Raw genomic sequence first — 15,600 nt, 5'->3', positions numbered from 1 at the left:
AATGAACGGTCGCCGGGCGCTTTTATTATTGATATACGTTTCTTAAAATACCATATGTTCCATTGTCATATTCATCCATTGATTTTGTACTCCTATGGAATGTTGCTTCTTTATCGTCACTAATGTGATAAATAATCATATCTTTATCTGTAATATCATGATATGAAGAGGCTGGAACTTCGACAATATTTTGATTAGTAATCACATTGTCAAACCATCTTGGACTATGCTTTTCATCAAATAAAATATGATTACGAAGCGGTCCATTTAAATTATTACGTGCTTGATCATCTGTAAATGATACTGGCATCATATTTACATTATTTAATCCAAATTCTGGAACTAACTCATTAAATGCAAGACTATTAAAAATAAATGATTTAGTCATTAATAAGCATTTGTTATAGCGAATTAAGTCTGCATACATACGATCACTACTTGATAATAAATTTCCTTTAAAAATTTCAAAACCGAGTTCTTCAGCTTTATCAGAAGTGTTACTAAACAAGTTAAACACCATAACTGGAATACCATGCGATTGTAACTGTGTACCTAAGTGATAAGAGAATTCGCTCTCACCTACTAAAATGACACCTGGAGGTTCAGTACTTGCTAAACCAAGCATTTTACTTATTGGTGTAAAGCTAAAACCATATATGACTACGGTAATAAATACTAAACCAAATGTTACCGGTGTAATATAAGATGCCATTTTCATATTATCATTTAAGAATAATCCACCGAAAAATTGTGCTACAGTTAATACAACAATCCCTCTTGGTGCCATCATGGCTACAAGCGCACGCTCTTTTTTAGTGATTTCAGTACCAATGGTAGATAATAAAACCGCAATTGGACGTACTAACACAACCATGATAAGTGAGAAAATCACAAGCTTCCATGATAATACATTCATCAATACAGATGGTGTTAATGATGATGTAATTAAAATAAACACCGTTGAAACTAGAATAGAAGACATATTTTCAATAAAATGATCTGACTCTTTATAAATTAAATCATGTCGTTTATAACGTGCCATCATTAATCCAAAAATAGTTACTGCCAGTAAACCAGATTCATCGAGAATTTGGTCACAGATACTAAACACGAGCAATATAAACACCAACTGAATAGAAGGCATTAAATTTTGTGGTATGACATCGCGTTGGATGAGCCAATTGAAGAAGAATGAAGCACCAAAACCAATTAATGCTACAACCAACATTTTAAAAATAAATATAAAGAGTAATTGGAAACCAAAACCTTGTCCAATTATTTGATACACATAAAATGCAGCTAATGCTAGTATTGGACCAAGTGGATCAAGTATAATACTTTCCCAACGTAAGACAGTATCTACACTGTTTCTAACTTTGGCTTGTTTTAACAGTGGCTGAATCACTGTTGGCCCAGTAATAAGAAGTAATCCTCCCATAACAATAGCGATAGAAATAGGAAAACCTAAAATTTTATGTAAGGCAATGGCGCCAAGCACCCATGCAATTGTGGCGCCTAGCGTAATAATACGTATAACCGCCTTAGAAATGCCTTTTAATTCTCTAAAATCTAAATTACTACTTCCTTCAAATAATATGATTGCTACCGCAAGAGATACAATTGGACTAAATACCTCTGAACCTAGCGTATGCTCAGGATTTGCTAGTCCTAATATGGGTCCCACTAATAAACCAACAATCGACATTACTACAATCGAAGGCCATTTAATTCGATTTGCTAACCATTGACTGAAGATACCTAATGCAAGAAATAATACAATAACTAGCATTACAGGTAAATCAAATAACATATCTACACCTTCCTTATTTAAATTGAATATATTGCAATATCCTATCAAACTTTACTGAATACTGTATAGTATATTTATTACATTTTTTAATAACATTTATATGAGAACTATAAACTATTATATACCCCATATAACTTAAAATTTATACAAATTCTTTCGAATGTATTTTTGAGAAATACAATGTTCATTACAAGTAAACTTTAATATTTATTTTTAACAAAATGTCCTTTAAAATAGATTAATATATTCTCATGTGTTTGATTTAGAAAGGATTTTTAAAAATGAAAGTTTTAAAAGAATCGATGATCGTAGCATTTGCCTTTGTAGGTGTTGTCGTTGGTGCTGGTTTTGCTACGGGTCAAGAAATATTCCAATTTTTCACAAGTAACGGTCAATTCAGTGTATTAGGGATTATTATTACAGGATTAATCATCACACTTGGCGGTATGTTCGTCTTAAATACTGGTTACAACATAAAATCACATAATCATTCAGAATCCATTCATTACTACTTGCATCCTATGATTGCTCGATTATTTGATATTGTTCTAACATTATTCTTGTTTTCACTCGCTATTATTATGAGCGCGGGCGGTGCATCTACAATTCAAGAAAGTTTTCATTTACCTTATTGGCTTAGTTCACTTATTCTCGTAAGTCTTATTTTGGTTACATTATTTTTAAAATTTGATCGTTTAATTGCAGTACTAGGTATCGTTACACCTTTCTTAGTTATCGTCGTCACAATTATTGCGATATATTATCTTGCAACTGGCCATCTTGACTTTGAAAGTGCAAATCAATATGCACAGCATAAATCATCTATTTCACTTGGATGGTGGTTTGATGGTATCAATTATGCCAGTTTACAAATTGCTGCTGCCTTCAGTTTTCTAAGTGTAATGGGGGGACGTTTACATGACCAACGTGCTTCTATTTGGGGTGGATTAATTGGTGGCGTCATTATTACATTTTTACTTTTAATGATTAATTTAGGCTTAATTACAAAATTTAATGATATTAAATCCGTAGCGCTTCCAACCTTATTATTGGCACGACATATCTCACCTATTTTGGGAACTATCATGTCTATTATTATGATTCTAGTTATTTATAATACTATTGTAGGCTTAATGTACGCATTCGCCTCTCGTTTCACAACACCGTTTTCAAAACAATATTTTGTACTTATTATCGTCATGACAATCGTGACGTTCATTTGTACATTTATCGGCTTTATTTCACTCATTGGCAAAGTATTTCCAATTATGGGGTTATTTGGCTTTATTCTACTCATTCCTATTTTATATAAAGGGGTTAGACATTTTAAATATTCAAAAAAAGAAGGTTCAAAGGGAGCACATTAATCTCCTTTTGAATCTTTTATTTTTATAGATTAAATTTAATACTTTACGGGAATAATAGGTATGGAGGTGTCGTTAATGACCAATCAACTATTTATTAATAATGAATTTGTAGAAAGTAAGTCAAACGAAACAATGGACGTGATTAATCCTGCTACGGGAGAAACAATCGATACGATTACATTCGCTACTGAAGAAGAGGTAAACGACGCAATTGAAAAATCTAAACACGCTCAACTTGAATGGGAAAAAGTACCAGCTCCTACACGTGCTGAGCATGTAAAATTATTAATTCCTTTACTTGAACAACATAAAGATGACATTGCTCATTTATACGTTAAAGAACAAGGTAAAACAATAGTACAAGCTAAAGGTGAAATTGATAAATCAATAGAATTCATTGATTATATGGCAAGTTTAAGTATGAGTAACAAAGGTGAAGTATTACAAAATAGTATAGTAAATGAAACTATTCAACTGACAAAAAAACCAATCGGTATGACGGCTGGTATTGTACCTTGGAATGCTCCAATTTTAGTGCTTATGCGTAAAGTGATTCCAGCTATTGTAACGGGTTGTTCTGTCGTTATCAAACCAAGTGAAGAAACAACATTATTAACATTAAAAATCGCTGAACTTTTCCGTGATTCAACTATTCCAGCTGGTCTTATTCAAATCGTTCCAGGTACTGGCGAAACAGTTGGAACACAATTGGCAACTCATAAAGATATTCAACTTGTTTCATTAACAGGTAGTATGGGAGCAGGTAAAGCTGTATTCAAAAACGCAGCTGACAGCATTAAAAAACTTAACTTAGAACTAGGTGGAAATGCGCCTGTTCTTGTCACACAACACGCTGACTTAGATAAAGCTGTTGATTATATCGTTACTGCACGTATTAATAACGCTGGTCAAGTATGTACATGTCCAGAACGTATCTTTGTTCATGAAGATGTACATGATGACTTTATTAACAAAGTGAAAGATAAAATGGATGCGCTTCAAGTTGGAGATCCATATGATGAAAACACTGACTATGGTGCAATCATTAATCAAAAACAATTAGATAGTATTGATGATAAAGTTCAAGAAGCAGTAAAAAATGGAGCAGATTTAGTGTTAGGTGGTTATAAATTAGACCGTGAAGGATTCTTCTACGCTCCTACTATTTTAGATCATGTAAAAACGACTGATAGTGCTTTTAAAGAAGAAATTTTTGGTCCTGTTCTTGCTATAACTACGTATACAAACTTTGATGACGTTATTGATATGGCAAATGATACTAACGCTGGTCTATCATCTTATATTTTCTCTGAAAACTTAAAAGAAATTATGACAGCTACTGAACGTTTAAAATTTGGAGAAGTGTATGCGAATTGTGAGGCAGAAGAAGCAGTCAATGGTTATCACGCAGGTTGGAGAGAATCTGGCCTTGGTGGTGCAGATGGTATTCATGGTTTTGAAGAATATTACAATACAACTGTAAGTTATATTAGATGGTAAATTAAAAATAAAAAAAGAGAGCAAGAAAGAATGGCGTTACATTCTTTTTTGCTCTCTTTTTATTTATTTAATGCTTTATCAAGGGCTTGAATATTTTTTTTCATAATAGATTGAAACGTGAGTGTTTGGTCTTCTGATTGAGATTGAGACAATACTGCTAAATTATTAAAATTTACAGGTTGTGTTTGTGTCTCTTGACGAATCACATCGGTTATTTTTGAAGAAATATTTTGTTCATATAAAATATACGGTTCATGTGTGTCTTTTATTTGATTAATGAGCGCTAAGATGTCTTTCTGACTTGGCTCTTTATTATTCATACCACTAACCCCTTTTTGTTCGAAGTGATAACGTCGCGCTAAATATCCTAATGAATCATGAGAAATAATTACTTTATCTCGTTTAGGACGCGTCGTTATATTAGATAATGTATGGTCAATTTGTTTTAAATCTTCAACTAATTGTTTATAGTTATGCTCATAATATATACGATGTGTAGGATCTTTGTGAACTAAATCATCTTTAATTTTCTTTGCGAATTGTTGATCTAGTATTGGATCAAGCCAAACATGAGGATCATATGATGTTGCTTCATGATGATGTCCATGTTCATCGTGATCATCGTCTTCATTCAAAAGGATTTGTTTATTTAAACTATTTGCAACCGCCAATTTCATATCATTATTATTCATTGATTTTGTGATTTTAGCCGCTACTGGATCAAGATGATCACTTGAATAAACAAATAAATCACTCTTTGCAATATTAATCATATCGCGTTGACTAGGTTCATATGTATGCATATCAGCACCCGGTGGATAAATCGTATCTACATCCACATATTTACCACCAATTTGTTTTGTAAAGCTTTCAAACGCAAAAACCGTAGTATAAATTTTCAATTTATTCTCAGTTGTTACCTTTTTATGTTTGTGAGTGATATCGCGATTTGTACTACAAGCAGATAATATGAGGCACAAACACATTAAACTGATGATTGCGATCATCTTCTTCACACAAACCCCTCCAAAACGTAATAATTTCGTTCTCAACTATATCTGTTCTTTTATAAAAAAGCAATGACTTTGTATTTAAATTTTTTATAATTTTTATATTCTAAATTTTATTTATGTAATGTTTTAATTTAGCGGAAATGTGATAAATAATACTAAGACATTATATAAGGAGTGAAGTAATATGGCTGAAGAAATTAAACAAGGTAACAATAAATTTTATGTAGGTGAAGACGAAAATAATCCTAAAGCAGAAATCACTTACAAACAAGTTGATAACAATGAAATTGAAATCGATCATACTGGTGTATCTGATGAATTAGGTGGTCAAGGTTTAGGAACTAAATTAGTTGACGCAGTTGTAGAACATGCTCGTCAAAATAACTTAAAAATTATCGCTTCTTGTCCATTTGCAAAAGATGTATTAGAAAAAAATGATAGTTACCAAGATGTTTATTTAGGATAAAAGTAAAATATCATCCTCTAGAGAATGATTCTCTAGAGGATTTTTTAATCAAGTTATTTATCTTGTCTCTTAGTAACTATTCTAGTATATTTAATATACTTAGTATAAAAAAGAGAGGCTATGATACATGACTACATTTCATTCAAAAGAAGCAATGCAAGTGACGAACGTCACTTTAAATGTTAAAGATTTAAACAAAATGAATCACTTTTATTCTGAAGTACTCGGTTTTTCTATTAAAAAGAAAACTGACACACAAACTATTTTTAATGTTGGAGAACATGGTCACACGTTAACGCTTCATCTTTTAGATCATGGACGTCATCCTGAATTTAGAGAAGCTGGCCTTTTTCATATCGCTTATTTATTACCTTCACGACAAGATTTAGCTAACTTCCTATATCATATGAGTAGTTTAAATCAGCCTGTTGGTGGCGGTGACCATTTAGTAAGTGAAGCACTATATTTCAATGACCCAGAAGGTAATGGTATTGAAGTCTATCAAGATCGCCCTTCTAGTGGTTGGGAATGGAAGAATGGCTTTATTAAAATGGATACTCTTGAAGTTGATGTACAAGATTTAATTTCACATCGTACTGAAAATGGTTGGCAAGGTTTTCCATCAGATGGAAAACTAGGACATCTCCATTTAAAAACACATAATTTGGTAGAGGCTCGTCAATTCTATATTGATCAACTTGGTTTTGAACATATTTCAAATCTCCCTCAAAGTTTATTTATTTCTACACAACACTATCATCATCACATTGCTGTGAATACATGGCAATCTAATCAAGTGAATCCAGACAATAAAAACACTTATGGATTAACACATATTGATATCTATCAACCTCACGCTAAAGAAACAAATTTAACATCACCTGAAGGTTTTAGTATGACTATTCATGGAGATGTGAGTGTGGTTCCTGATTAAAAAAGGTTGGATGATTGTCATCCAACCTTTTTTAATCTACAATATCTCGATATTTTCTTACAGTATCAAAGTCACTATCTTTTGCTTTTTCATAACCTTGATGACCATAAATATCACTAATAATCTGTTTACCTTTTTTTGTATGACTTATATTAATGAATGCTTGACTAATTTTATTTTTCCATTTGTTACTCATGTCATTACGTACTGAAATGGTATCATTAGGAATTTTCTTTGTACGATAAATCACTTTAGTTTCTTGATAAATATCGGGATCATCTTTTTTTAAATCTGCCCGAGCATCTTGATATGTAGCAACAGCTTCTACATCATGATTTAATAATGCAATTAATCCCTGATCATGACCTTTCACTTGTTGAATTTGAATATCAGACTTTTTTATTCCTTTTTCCATTAATGTTGCTAAAGGATAAATATATCCTGACGTTGATTCCACATCTTGCAATGCTATCTTCTTATCTTTCAAATCTTTTAAATGATTAATATTACTATCTTTACGAACCACAATTTGAGATCGATAGTAATCTACAAGGTGATGTGTTTGATTCCCTTTATTATCTACTAGGTAACCTTTTGACTTTAACAATACATCTGCTGCATGAGCATCATGAGCTAATGTGTAAGAAACAGGAGAAATAAAAGCAATATCGATTTTTTTCGATTTCAATCCTTCTATCATTGTATTATAATTTGTTGCTATATGTACTTTTACAGGAACCTCCAGCTCATCAGATAATAATTGTTGCAAAGGTTTTACTTTAGCGTTAAGAATTTGAGCATTTTGAGATGGGATAAACCCAACAGTTAATGACTTAGGTGTATATGCTTCTTTAGGATGCTTTACATTGTCAATGTTTGAACAACCACTTACTATAATTGTAATAACTAAATAAATAACTAAAAATTTTAAACGTTTCATCATTTTTCCTTTTCAAAATATATAATGTATTTAAACTTTATCAAACTTAAAATATAAAGACGTATTTATAATATATTAACCACCAATATTTAAATTGAAAATACAATTTATATTAAATTTTGATTTCAGTTTGAAGATCTTAATATTTAGATTTTCATCAGAACATCTTCATATAAGTGGGATTGAGATTATTTAAAAGACTATACAACTTCAAAATAAAATCCGTCATACTTTTCTATTTCTTAATCATACTTCATAAAAAAATGCCGACAAAGTATACACCTTTGTCGACATTTCAAAACATTTATTAAACTATTTAATTATATTTTAATTAGTATAAGCCTTTTGTTTCATTACTTGTATCAATAAAGATGTTTTTAACTTGTTGATAGTTTTTAATTGCATCTTTATAAACTTCACGGCCGATACCAGATTTTTTATAACCACCAAATGGCGCACCAGCTGGAATTTGATTATACGTATTAACCCAAATACGTCCAGTACGAATTGCTTTTGCAACATTTAATGCACGAAGTAAGTTTGTAGTGAAGACACCACCAGCTAAACCATATTCTGAATCATTAGCAATGTTAATTGCTTCTTCTTCATCTTCGAATTTTTCAACAACAACAACAGGTCCAAAAATCTCTTCTTGTGCTAATTTATGACTATTATCTGAAAGTTCAATGATTGTTGGTTCGAAGAAATAGCCTTTATCTAAACCATTATCAGTAATACGATGTCCACCCGTTAAGATATTTGCTTTGTCATCTTCTTCTGCTAATTTAATATAACTTTCAATTTTTTCAATTTGTTCTGGGCCAGTTTGTGCACCCATTTTTGTATCTTCAGCGAATGGGTCACCTACTTTAATATTTTCGAACGCTTCTTTTAATTTTGGTAATAATTTATCATATAAAGATGATTGTACTAATAAGCGTGAACCGGCACTACATACCTCACCTTGGTTGAATAGAATACCTAATTGAACGCCTTCAATGACTTGATCTAAATTTGCATCATCAAAGATAATATTAGCACTTTTACCGCCAAGTTCTAATGTAGTCGGCACAATACGTTCAGCACCTGCTTTAGCAACACCATAGCCTACATCAGTTGAACCAGTGAATGATAATTTATTTACACCTTCATGTTTGAAAATCGCATCACCTGATTCTGAACCTTTACCAGTAATGACGTTGACTACACCTTTAGGTAACACATCTTGAAGAATTTTAGCTAATTCAATTAAGCTTAATGGTGTAGAAGATGATGGTTGAATCACCACTGTATTACCTGCTGCTAATGCTGGACCTAATTTCCAAGATGCAAGTAAGATTGGGAAGTTCCATGCTACTACTGCACCTACTACTCCCACAGGTTCATTTACAACTAAACTCATAGTGTTATGATCTATTTGATTAACCGAACCTTCATCAGTCGTTAATACTCCTGCAAAATATTTAAATTGTTCAGCTACTTGAGGAATATCGATCGTTGAAGTTTCACGATAAGGTTTACCATTTTGAAGTGATTCAACTGTTGCTAGATGTTCCTTATTTTCTTCAATACGACGACTAATTTCTAATAAATAATCTGCACGTTCTGCTTTAGAAATTTTACTCCAGCTATCAAATGCATCATGTGCTGATTGCACTGCTTTATCAACATCTTTTTCATTTGCTTTAGCAACTTTAGCTAATTCTTCACCATTTGCTGGGTTAGTTACCGTAAGTGTTTCTCCGCTTTCACTTGGTTGGAATTCGCCATTTATAAATAAATCATATTGTTCATCTAAAAAATCTCTAACATTTACTTTTGCCATACGTTTTCATCCCTCTTTCTTTGTTTATAAATAAATCATAACGTAACTCTCTATAAAGTAATGTTAAATTCACTTCATCATTGATACGTTTTGTATATTTATTATTTACCCTTTTTTTACAAAACTATGCTTAATTTAACCATTCAATTACATCTTCTTGTGGTTGACGTGTTTTAGGTTTTGTAGGATTCTCTTTTCTGTAACCAAAAGCTACCATAACTGAAGGTGCAAACTGATTACTATCAATGATTCCTTCATGTTCTAATAACTCAGTTACGCCATCTAAATCGAAACCTTCCATTGGACAGGAATCAATATTCATTAATGCAGCTGCTGTCATCATATTACCTAATGCAATGTAGGTTTGTTTAGACGCCCAATCCAAAATGGTTCTAGCGTTGTCATTAATATGAAAACGTGTTTGGAATCCCTGTACTTTATCTTCAAACATTGGAATGGTGCTCTCTTCATACTGCTTAATCCCTCTAATAAATGACTGTACATAATCAGACGTCTGTGTTACATTCTTACGAGCTAAAATTAGTACAAAATGACTGGCAGATTTAAGTTGCTTTTGTGCACCAGAACTATAAGGTATTAATTTCTCACGCAGCGTTTCGTTTTGAATCACAAGAAATCTCCAAGGCTCAAGGCCTAACGAACTAGGAGATAATCGTCCTGCTTCAAGAATTGTATTAAATTCAGAATCACTTATCTTTTTTGTTGTATCGAATTCCTTAGTAGCAAATCTAAATTTAAACGCATCTATAATGGTATTTTGAATCTGATTGATAGTCATCCACTCCTCTATTAAAAATCTTACTCAAATTATAAAATACAAACTATTTTAGCCAAAATAATTAGCTCAAAATGATTTGTCTAATTCTAAGTTGTAATATTTCATTTTAAATGATATTTTATGTATATAATTTCACATTATACAAAATAAAAAATCCTTTTTAATTGATTTGTGAACTAATTCACAATATAATAGGGTTGTAAGTTTTGTTAGAGATAATATTTAATGATTTTGTACCAAATCTCTTACTTTAACTTTAGTCTTACGTATTTATTAAATTTTAACTTTTTTATACAAAATGAAATGGGGTTATTTTAATGACAAAAATTATGTTTTTCGGAACTCGTGATTACGAAAAAAAAGACGCTTTAAATTGGGGTAAAGAACACAATGTAGAAGTTGTTACTTCTGAAGAAATTTTAAGCGAAGACACAGTAGATCAATTAGAAGGTTTCGATGGCGTAACTACAATGCAATTCGGTAAATTATCAGATTCTGTTTATCCTAAACTTGAAAAATACGGTATTAAACAAATCGCTCAACGTACTGCTGGTTTTGATATGTATGATTTAGATCTTGCAAAAAAACACAATATTGTAATTTCTAACGTACCAAGTTATTCACCTGAAACAATTGCTGAATACTCAGTATCAATCGCTTTACAATTAGTACGTAAATTCCCTGCAATTGAAAAACGCGTTCAAGAACATAATTTCAAATGGGCTGCACCTATCATGTCTACACCTGTTAAAAACATGACTGTTGCAATTATCGGTACAGGCCGTATTGGTGCTGCAACTGGTAAAATTTATGCTGGTTTTGGCGCAAAAGTAGTAGGCTATGATGCATATCCAAACAACTCATTAGATTTCTTAGAATATAAAGATTCAGTTGAAGAAGCCATTGCCGATGCTGATATCATTTCTTTACATGTACCTGCTAACAAAGAAAGCTTCCACTTATTCAATGCTGACATGTTTAGCAAAGTGAAAAAAGGCGCTGTATTAGTAAATGCCGCTCGTGGTGCTGTTATTGATACACCAGCTTTAATTAATGCTGTAAATAATGGTACTTTATACGGTGCTGCCATTGACACATATGAAAATGAAGCTGATTACTTCACATATGACTGGACAGGTAAAGAAATTGAAGATAAAACGTTACTTGAATTAATTGAAAATGAAAACATCTTAGTGACACCTCATATTGCTTTCTTCTCAGATGAAGCAGTTAGAAACTTAGTTGAAGGTGGATTAAATGCTGCATTATCTGTAATTAACACAGGTAAATGTGACACTCAATTAAACTAAGATTTAATATATAAAAAGGCCTGGGACAACTTATGATGTCCTAGGCCTTTTTTATGTGTTAGTAGTCGACTACTGAATGAGACGACGAATTATTCTGTCTCACTCTTTAATACTTTTTCTTCTATAATTTGAAGTACCCCTTGTTCATCATTACTTGGCGCTATAAATTTTGCAATATCAAATAATGATTGATCATGGCTATTTGCCATAACATAACTATGCTCTGCAAATTCTAGCATATCTTTATCATTGTTAGCATCACCGAATGCCATTAATTCAGATGGTAACATTTCCCATTTTTTTAACAAACGTTTTAACGCTTGGCCTTTTGTCATATTAGGCATAATAATATCAATACTATCATGGCCACTTGAAACCAGTTTAATTTCTTCTTTAAACTTTGTTTCTAAATCTGTATCCAAAGTGGGATGTGTCTCACGATTAATATTTAATGCAATCTTCACATATTCATCATTAGGTAAAGGTTGAAATGTATCTATTTCTTCTAATTGACGATAATAAAAATGGGCATCTTTTTTAAAGGCTTCTGACGTATCTTTTAAAATATATGCACTTTTAAGTCCACATACAATGAATTCGTCGATATGTTGATCAAGATGAATATAATTCACTACTTTTTCATATATGGTTTGATCAAAACTACGGTAATTATACAATTGATTACCATGATAAATCACTGCACCATTCTCAGAAATGAAGTACATGTCTCGCTCTCCAAAAATAGACTTTAACTTAGCATATTGATTACCACTGGCTGCAATAAATTCAATATGTCTTCGTTTTAATTCTTGATAAATTATCTCAAAGCGCGCTTTGTCATATTCTTTATTTGTATCTAAAAATGTCCCATCCATATCTACTGCAATGGCTCTAATCATGAGTGGTTTCCCCCTTACAATACTTTTCATCGTCCATTATATCCACCTTATGATTGGGATTGAAGTCAGTACTTGAAGAGTGAAACTATATTCACATTTAGAAATTACATACAAAGAATAAAATTTTATGCATAAAAACCGCTCATCAATGAGAAGATGAACGGTCAACTAAAATATTTATTTAATTTGTTTAGCTACGAAAATTTTTCTTTTTTCCCAAACGCCTGTTTGTTGATTATAATTATCACACGTTATTAATGTCAGTTGATTAGTTTCCCCTTTATGTTCGTCCAATACTTGAACATCTTCAGGATCTACATCTCGAATGCTTGTCATTTTATATTCTCGAGTTTCATCTCCAACTTTAAAATAAACTTTGCTGCCTTTTTTTGCTGCTTTTAAATTTGTAAATTGGTAATGTGGACGATCAGTAAATGTATGTCCTGCAATAGAAATATTTTGATCATCAAGTGATTCATCACCTTCTGCAAAACTTACACCTCTATTAAGTTGTTCAGGTGTCGCAGGACCAGGATAAACAGGTTCTTTGATTTCCGCATCGGGTACACTGATATACCCTGCCATTTTCGATTTATCTTTTGGAATCGTAGGTTTTTCTTTTGATGTATTGCTTTTATCATTTTTATCATATTGTTCTATTTTATCGTCATTATCTTTTTGATGTAAGTAATTATCAATATATGGTTTCGCAAATAAATATACTGCTACTAATATCAAAATCACACCAATAATGGTCATGAGTCGATTTGTCCAATTTTTCACTAAGTAGTACTCCTTTAATTTTAAAATTCTTAATTCATAGTATATCATTTATTTTTCTAAATAAAATGTTAGATTATATGACATATATTTGATTTAACTTCATGCAAGTGCTTAAATTAACAATAAATACTATAAGTAGGTGCTTATCATGATTAGAAAAGCAGAACGTAAAGATTTACCTGATATATTAAATATTTATAATGATGCCATACTGAATACAACTGCTGTATATACTTATAATCCACAAAGTCTTGCTGAACGAGAAGCATGGTTCGAAACAAAAGTGCTTGCAAACGAACCTATATTTATATTTGAAATAGATAATAAAGTTGCTGGGTTTGCCACGTATGGTCAATTTAGAAATTGGCCTGCCTATTTATATTCTATTGAGCATTCTATATATGTAAATAAAGATTATCGTGGAAGAGGCGTGGCATCACATTTACTCGAGCATTTAATTGATGATGCTAAACACCGCCAGTATCGCACTATAGTTGCAGGCATAGATGCATCAAATGAAGCAAGTATTAAACTTCATGAAAAATTCAATTTTAAACATGCTGGTACGATTGAAAACGTAGGCTATAAATTTGAACGTTGGCTTGATTTAGCTTTCTATCAATATGATTTAAATACGGATAAATAACTCATAAAAAAATCGAGATCTTGTTATTCACATAACTGTCTCGACTTTTTTGTTTATTCTTCATCTCTAAGGCTATCTATTTTTTCATGTTTTCTATTTTCAAGCATAAAACACACATAGTAAAAAAGAAATACAAACATTATACTCATGGACATTGATTGAAGTAAAAGATTCTCCCAAGTTCCTTCGATCGTCCATACACGCGTTAACGTTGTATTAATGATGAAGGCTAAAAATAAGAGATATAATCTAAGCATATCATCATCCCCTTTTGAGTTATTTTATATCCAAAAGTGAAATATTGCAATTACTTTTTTTGAAATTTTCTGATAATTTAAGGCGTAAAAAAACCACTCTTGAATATGTTGTCATTCAAGAATGGTTTAGGATTTTAAATGTTATGAAAAACTATTGACTGGGTCTTCTGCATTACCAAAGATTTTTTGTTTAATGGCTTCTCCTGTTGGTGTACCTGCTAAACCACCTAGTCCAGTTTCTCTAAGTTGTGCAGGTAAGTTTCGCCCTACTTTGTCCATCGCTTCGATGACTTCATCGACTGGAATTCTACTTTTCACACCAGCTAAAGCTAAATCAGCTGAAATTAATGCATTTCCTGAACCAATGGCATTACGCATGACGCATGGAATTTCAACAAGTCCAGCCACTGGGTCACACACAAGGCCTAATAAGTTACTAATAGCTAATGCCATCGCATGACCTGAAGCTTCTGGTTCACCACCAAAGACAGATACTGCAGCTGCTGCTGCCATAGCTGATGCTGAACCTACCTCTGCTTGACAACCTCCCGTTGCTCCAGCAACACTCGCATTATTTGCAACCACACGTCCAAATAATGATGCAACAAATAGAAAATCAATCATTTGATCTTCTGTTAAACCATGTGTTTTTTCTAATTTAAATAATACGCCCGGAATCGTACCGGAGGAACCAGCTGTCGGTGTTGCACAAATAATCCCCATTGCTGCATTGACTTCATTTGTTGCTACAGCGCCTTTAACTGCTTCCATCATTTCATGGCCTGATAAAGCATGATAATTCTCGTTATAATCACGGATTTTAGCTGCATCATGTCCTGTATAACCTGTGACACTTTCTACCCCATCTCCTGTAGTCCCTTTAACTACAGCATCACGCATGACTTGTAAATTTTCTTTCATTAAATCTCTAACTTCATCACGTGATTGACCTGATAATTCCATTTCTTCTTGAATCATAATATCCGCGAATGACATATTGTTTTCAACAGCATAATCTATAGTTTCTCTAATTGAATCGAACATTTTTAAT

Annotated in this window: 14 protein-coding genes; 6 read left to right on the top strand and 8 right to left on the bottom strand. The window is 32.1% G+C overall.

Annotated elements, in window-relative coordinates; genetic code table 11:
• Positions 1-25 precede the first annotated feature (25 nt).
• Positions 26-1,810, bottom strand: a complete 1,785-nt coding sequence (locus HMPREF3131_RS01065) for a cation:proton antiporter (RefSeq protein WP_070436354.1) — start codon at positions 1,808-1,810, stop codon at positions 26-28.
• 281 nt (positions 1,811-2,091) lie between these two features.
• On the opposite strand from HMPREF3131_RS01065, the gene HMPREF3131_RS01060 reads away from it, so the two are divergent.
• Positions 2,092-3,177, top strand: coding sequence for a YkvI family membrane protein (locus HMPREF3131_RS01060; protein WP_017175041.1), 1,086 nt, complete (start codon positions 2,092-2,094; stop codon positions 3,175-3,177).
• A 75-nt stretch (positions 3,178-3,252) separates the two neighbouring features.
• Positions 3,253-4,677, top strand: coding sequence for an aldehyde dehydrogenase (gene aldA / locus HMPREF3131_RS01055; RefSeq protein WP_070436353.1), 1,425 nt, complete (start codon positions 3,253-3,255; stop codon positions 4,675-4,677).
• A gap of 59 nt (positions 4,678-4,736) precedes the next feature.
• On the opposite strand, the gene HMPREF3131_RS01050 is transcribed toward aldA, so the two are convergent.
• Positions 4,737-5,693 (bottom strand): metal ABC transporter solute-binding protein, Zn/Mn family, encoded by a 957-nt coding sequence (locus HMPREF3131_RS01050; RefSeq protein ID WP_049379280.1) that lies wholly within the window; start codon positions 5,691-5,693, stop codon positions 4,737-4,739.
• Positions 5,694-5,874: 181 nt separating this feature from the next.
• Between HMPREF3131_RS01050 and HMPREF3131_RS01045 the strand changes: the two genes are divergently transcribed.
• Together HMPREF3131_RS01045 and HMPREF3131_RS01040 are read left to right on the top strand one after the other, a co-directional pair.
• Positions 5,875-6,156, top strand: a complete 282-nt coding sequence (locus HMPREF3131_RS01045) for a GNAT family N-acetyltransferase (protein ID WP_002448625.1) — start codon at positions 5,875-5,877, stop codon at positions 6,154-6,156.
• A 127-nt stretch (positions 6,157-6,283) separates the two neighbouring features.
• Positions 6,284-7,090 (top strand): VOC family protein, encoded by an 807-nt coding sequence (locus HMPREF3131_RS01040; protein ID WP_070436352.1) that lies wholly within the window; start codon positions 6,284-6,286, stop codon positions 7,088-7,090.
• Positions 7,091-7,121: 31 nt separating this feature from the next.
• Here HMPREF3131_RS01040 and HMPREF3131_RS01035 read toward each other — a convergent pair whose 3' ends face one another.
• The 3 genes from HMPREF3131_RS01035 to HMPREF3131_RS01025 all read right to left on the bottom strand — a co-directional run bounded on the left by HMPREF3131_RS01035 (position 7,122) and on the right by HMPREF3131_RS01025 (position 10,654).
• Positions 7,122-8,030, bottom strand: coding sequence for a phosphate/phosphite/phosphonate ABC transporter substrate-binding protein (locus HMPREF3131_RS01035; RefSeq protein WP_017175046.1), 909 nt, complete (start codon positions 8,028-8,030; stop codon positions 7,122-7,124).
• Positions 8,031-8,361: 331 nt separating this feature from the next.
• A complete protein-coding gene (locus tag HMPREF3131_RS01030) occupies positions 8,362-9,855 on the bottom strand; it encodes an aldehyde dehydrogenase family protein (protein ID WP_017175047.1) in 1,494 nt (497 codons plus the stop codon).
• Between the two features lie 130 nt (positions 9,856-9,985).
• Positions 9,986-10,654: an NAD(P)H-dependent oxidoreductase gene (locus HMPREF3131_RS01025; RefSeq protein ID WP_079335305.1), complete on the bottom strand. Its 669-nt coding sequence runs from the start codon at positions 10,652-10,654 to the stop codon at positions 9,986-9,988.
• 317 nt (positions 10,655-10,971) lie between these two features.
• On the opposite strand from HMPREF3131_RS01025, the gene HMPREF3131_RS01020 reads away from it, so the two are divergent.
• Positions 10,972-11,964, top strand: a complete 993-nt coding sequence (locus HMPREF3131_RS01020) for a D-lactate dehydrogenase (RefSeq protein ID WP_048679920.1) — start codon at positions 10,972-10,974, stop codon at positions 11,962-11,964.
• 89 nt (positions 11,965-12,053) lie between these two features.
• On the opposite strand, the gene HMPREF3131_RS01015 is transcribed toward HMPREF3131_RS01020, so the two are convergent.
• Positions 12,054-12,863 (bottom strand): Cof-type HAD-IIB family hydrolase, encoded by an 810-nt coding sequence (locus tag HMPREF3131_RS01015; RefSeq protein WP_070436351.1) that lies wholly within the window; start codon positions 12,861-12,863, stop codon positions 12,054-12,056.
• A 177-nt stretch (positions 12,864-13,040) separates the two neighbouring features.
• Positions 13,041-13,646 (bottom strand): class A sortase SrtA, encoded by a 606-nt coding sequence (srtA, locus tag HMPREF3131_RS01010; protein WP_070436350.1) that lies wholly within the window; start codon positions 13,644-13,646, stop codon positions 13,041-13,043.
• Between the two features lie 148 nt (positions 13,647-13,794).
• Between srtA and HMPREF3131_RS01005 the strand changes: the two genes are divergently transcribed.
• Positions 13,795-14,292: a GNAT family N-acetyltransferase gene (locus tag HMPREF3131_RS01005; protein WP_017175052.1), complete on the top strand. Its 498-nt coding sequence runs from the start codon at positions 13,795-13,797 to the stop codon at positions 14,290-14,292.
• 398 nt (positions 14,293-14,690) lie between these two features.
• Here HMPREF3131_RS01005 and sdaAA read toward each other — a convergent pair whose 3' ends face one another.
• Positions 14,691-15,593, bottom strand: coding sequence for an L-serine ammonia-lyase, iron-sulfur-dependent, subunit alpha (gene sdaAA / locus HMPREF3131_RS00995; protein ID WP_019835129.1), 903 nt, complete (start codon positions 15,591-15,593; stop codon positions 14,691-14,693).
• Positions 15,594-15,600 lie beyond the last annotated feature (7 nt).

Source organism: Staphylococcus sp. HMSC14C01, from assembly GCF_001808085.1.
Taxonomy (GTDB): Bacteria; Bacillota; Bacilli; order Staphylococcales; family Staphylococcaceae; genus Staphylococcus; species Staphylococcus hominis.
Note: the sequence above shows the minus strand (reverse complement) of the source record. Positions and strands in the feature narration are given on the sequence as shown.

Excerpts from the sequence above, each read along its gene's own strand:
- HMPREF3131_RS01065 (WP_070436354.1), bottom strand. The coding sequence starts at position 1,810 with ATGTTATTTGATTTACCTGTAATGCTAGTTATTGTATTATTTCTTGCA.
- HMPREF3131_RS01060 (WP_017175041.1), top strand. The coding sequence starts at position 2,092 with ATGAAAGTTTTAAAAGAATCGATGATCGTAGCATTTGCCTTTGTAGGT.
- aldA (WP_070436353.1), top strand. The coding sequence starts at position 3,253 with ATGACCAATCAACTATTTATTAATAATGAATTTGTAGAAAGTAAGTCA.
- HMPREF3131_RS01045 (WP_002448625.1), top strand. The coding sequence starts at position 5,875 with ATGGCTGAAGAAATTAAACAAGGTAACAATAAATTTTATGTAGGTGAA.
- HMPREF3131_RS01040 (WP_070436352.1), top strand. The coding sequence starts at position 6,284 with ATGACTACATTTCATTCAAAAGAAGCAATGCAAGTGACGAACGTCACT.
- HMPREF3131_RS01035 (WP_017175046.1), bottom strand. The coding sequence starts at position 8,030 with ATGAAACGTTTAAAATTTTTAGTTATTTATTTAGTTATTACAATTATA.
- HMPREF3131_RS01030 (WP_017175047.1), bottom strand. The coding sequence starts at position 9,855 with ATGGCAAAAGTAAATGTTAGAGATTTTTTAGATGAACAATATGATTTA.
- HMPREF3131_RS01025 (WP_079335305.1), bottom strand. The coding sequence starts at position 10,654 with ATGACTATCAATCAGATTCAAAATACCATTATAGATGCGTTTAAATTT.
- HMPREF3131_RS01020 (WP_048679920.1), top strand. The coding sequence starts at position 10,972 with ATGACAAAAATTATGTTTTTCGGAACTCGTGATTACGAAAAAAAAGAC.
- HMPREF3131_RS01015 (WP_070436351.1), bottom strand. The coding sequence starts at position 12,863 with ATGATTAGAGCCATTGCAGTAGATATGGATGGGACATTTTTAGATACA.
- HMPREF3131_RS01005 (WP_017175052.1), top strand. The coding sequence starts at position 13,795 with ATGATTAGAAAAGCAGAACGTAAAGATTTACCTGATATATTAAATATT.
- sdaAA (WP_019835129.1), bottom strand. The coding sequence starts at position 15,593 with ATGTTCGATTCAATTAGAGAAACTATAGATTATGCTGTTGAAAACAAT.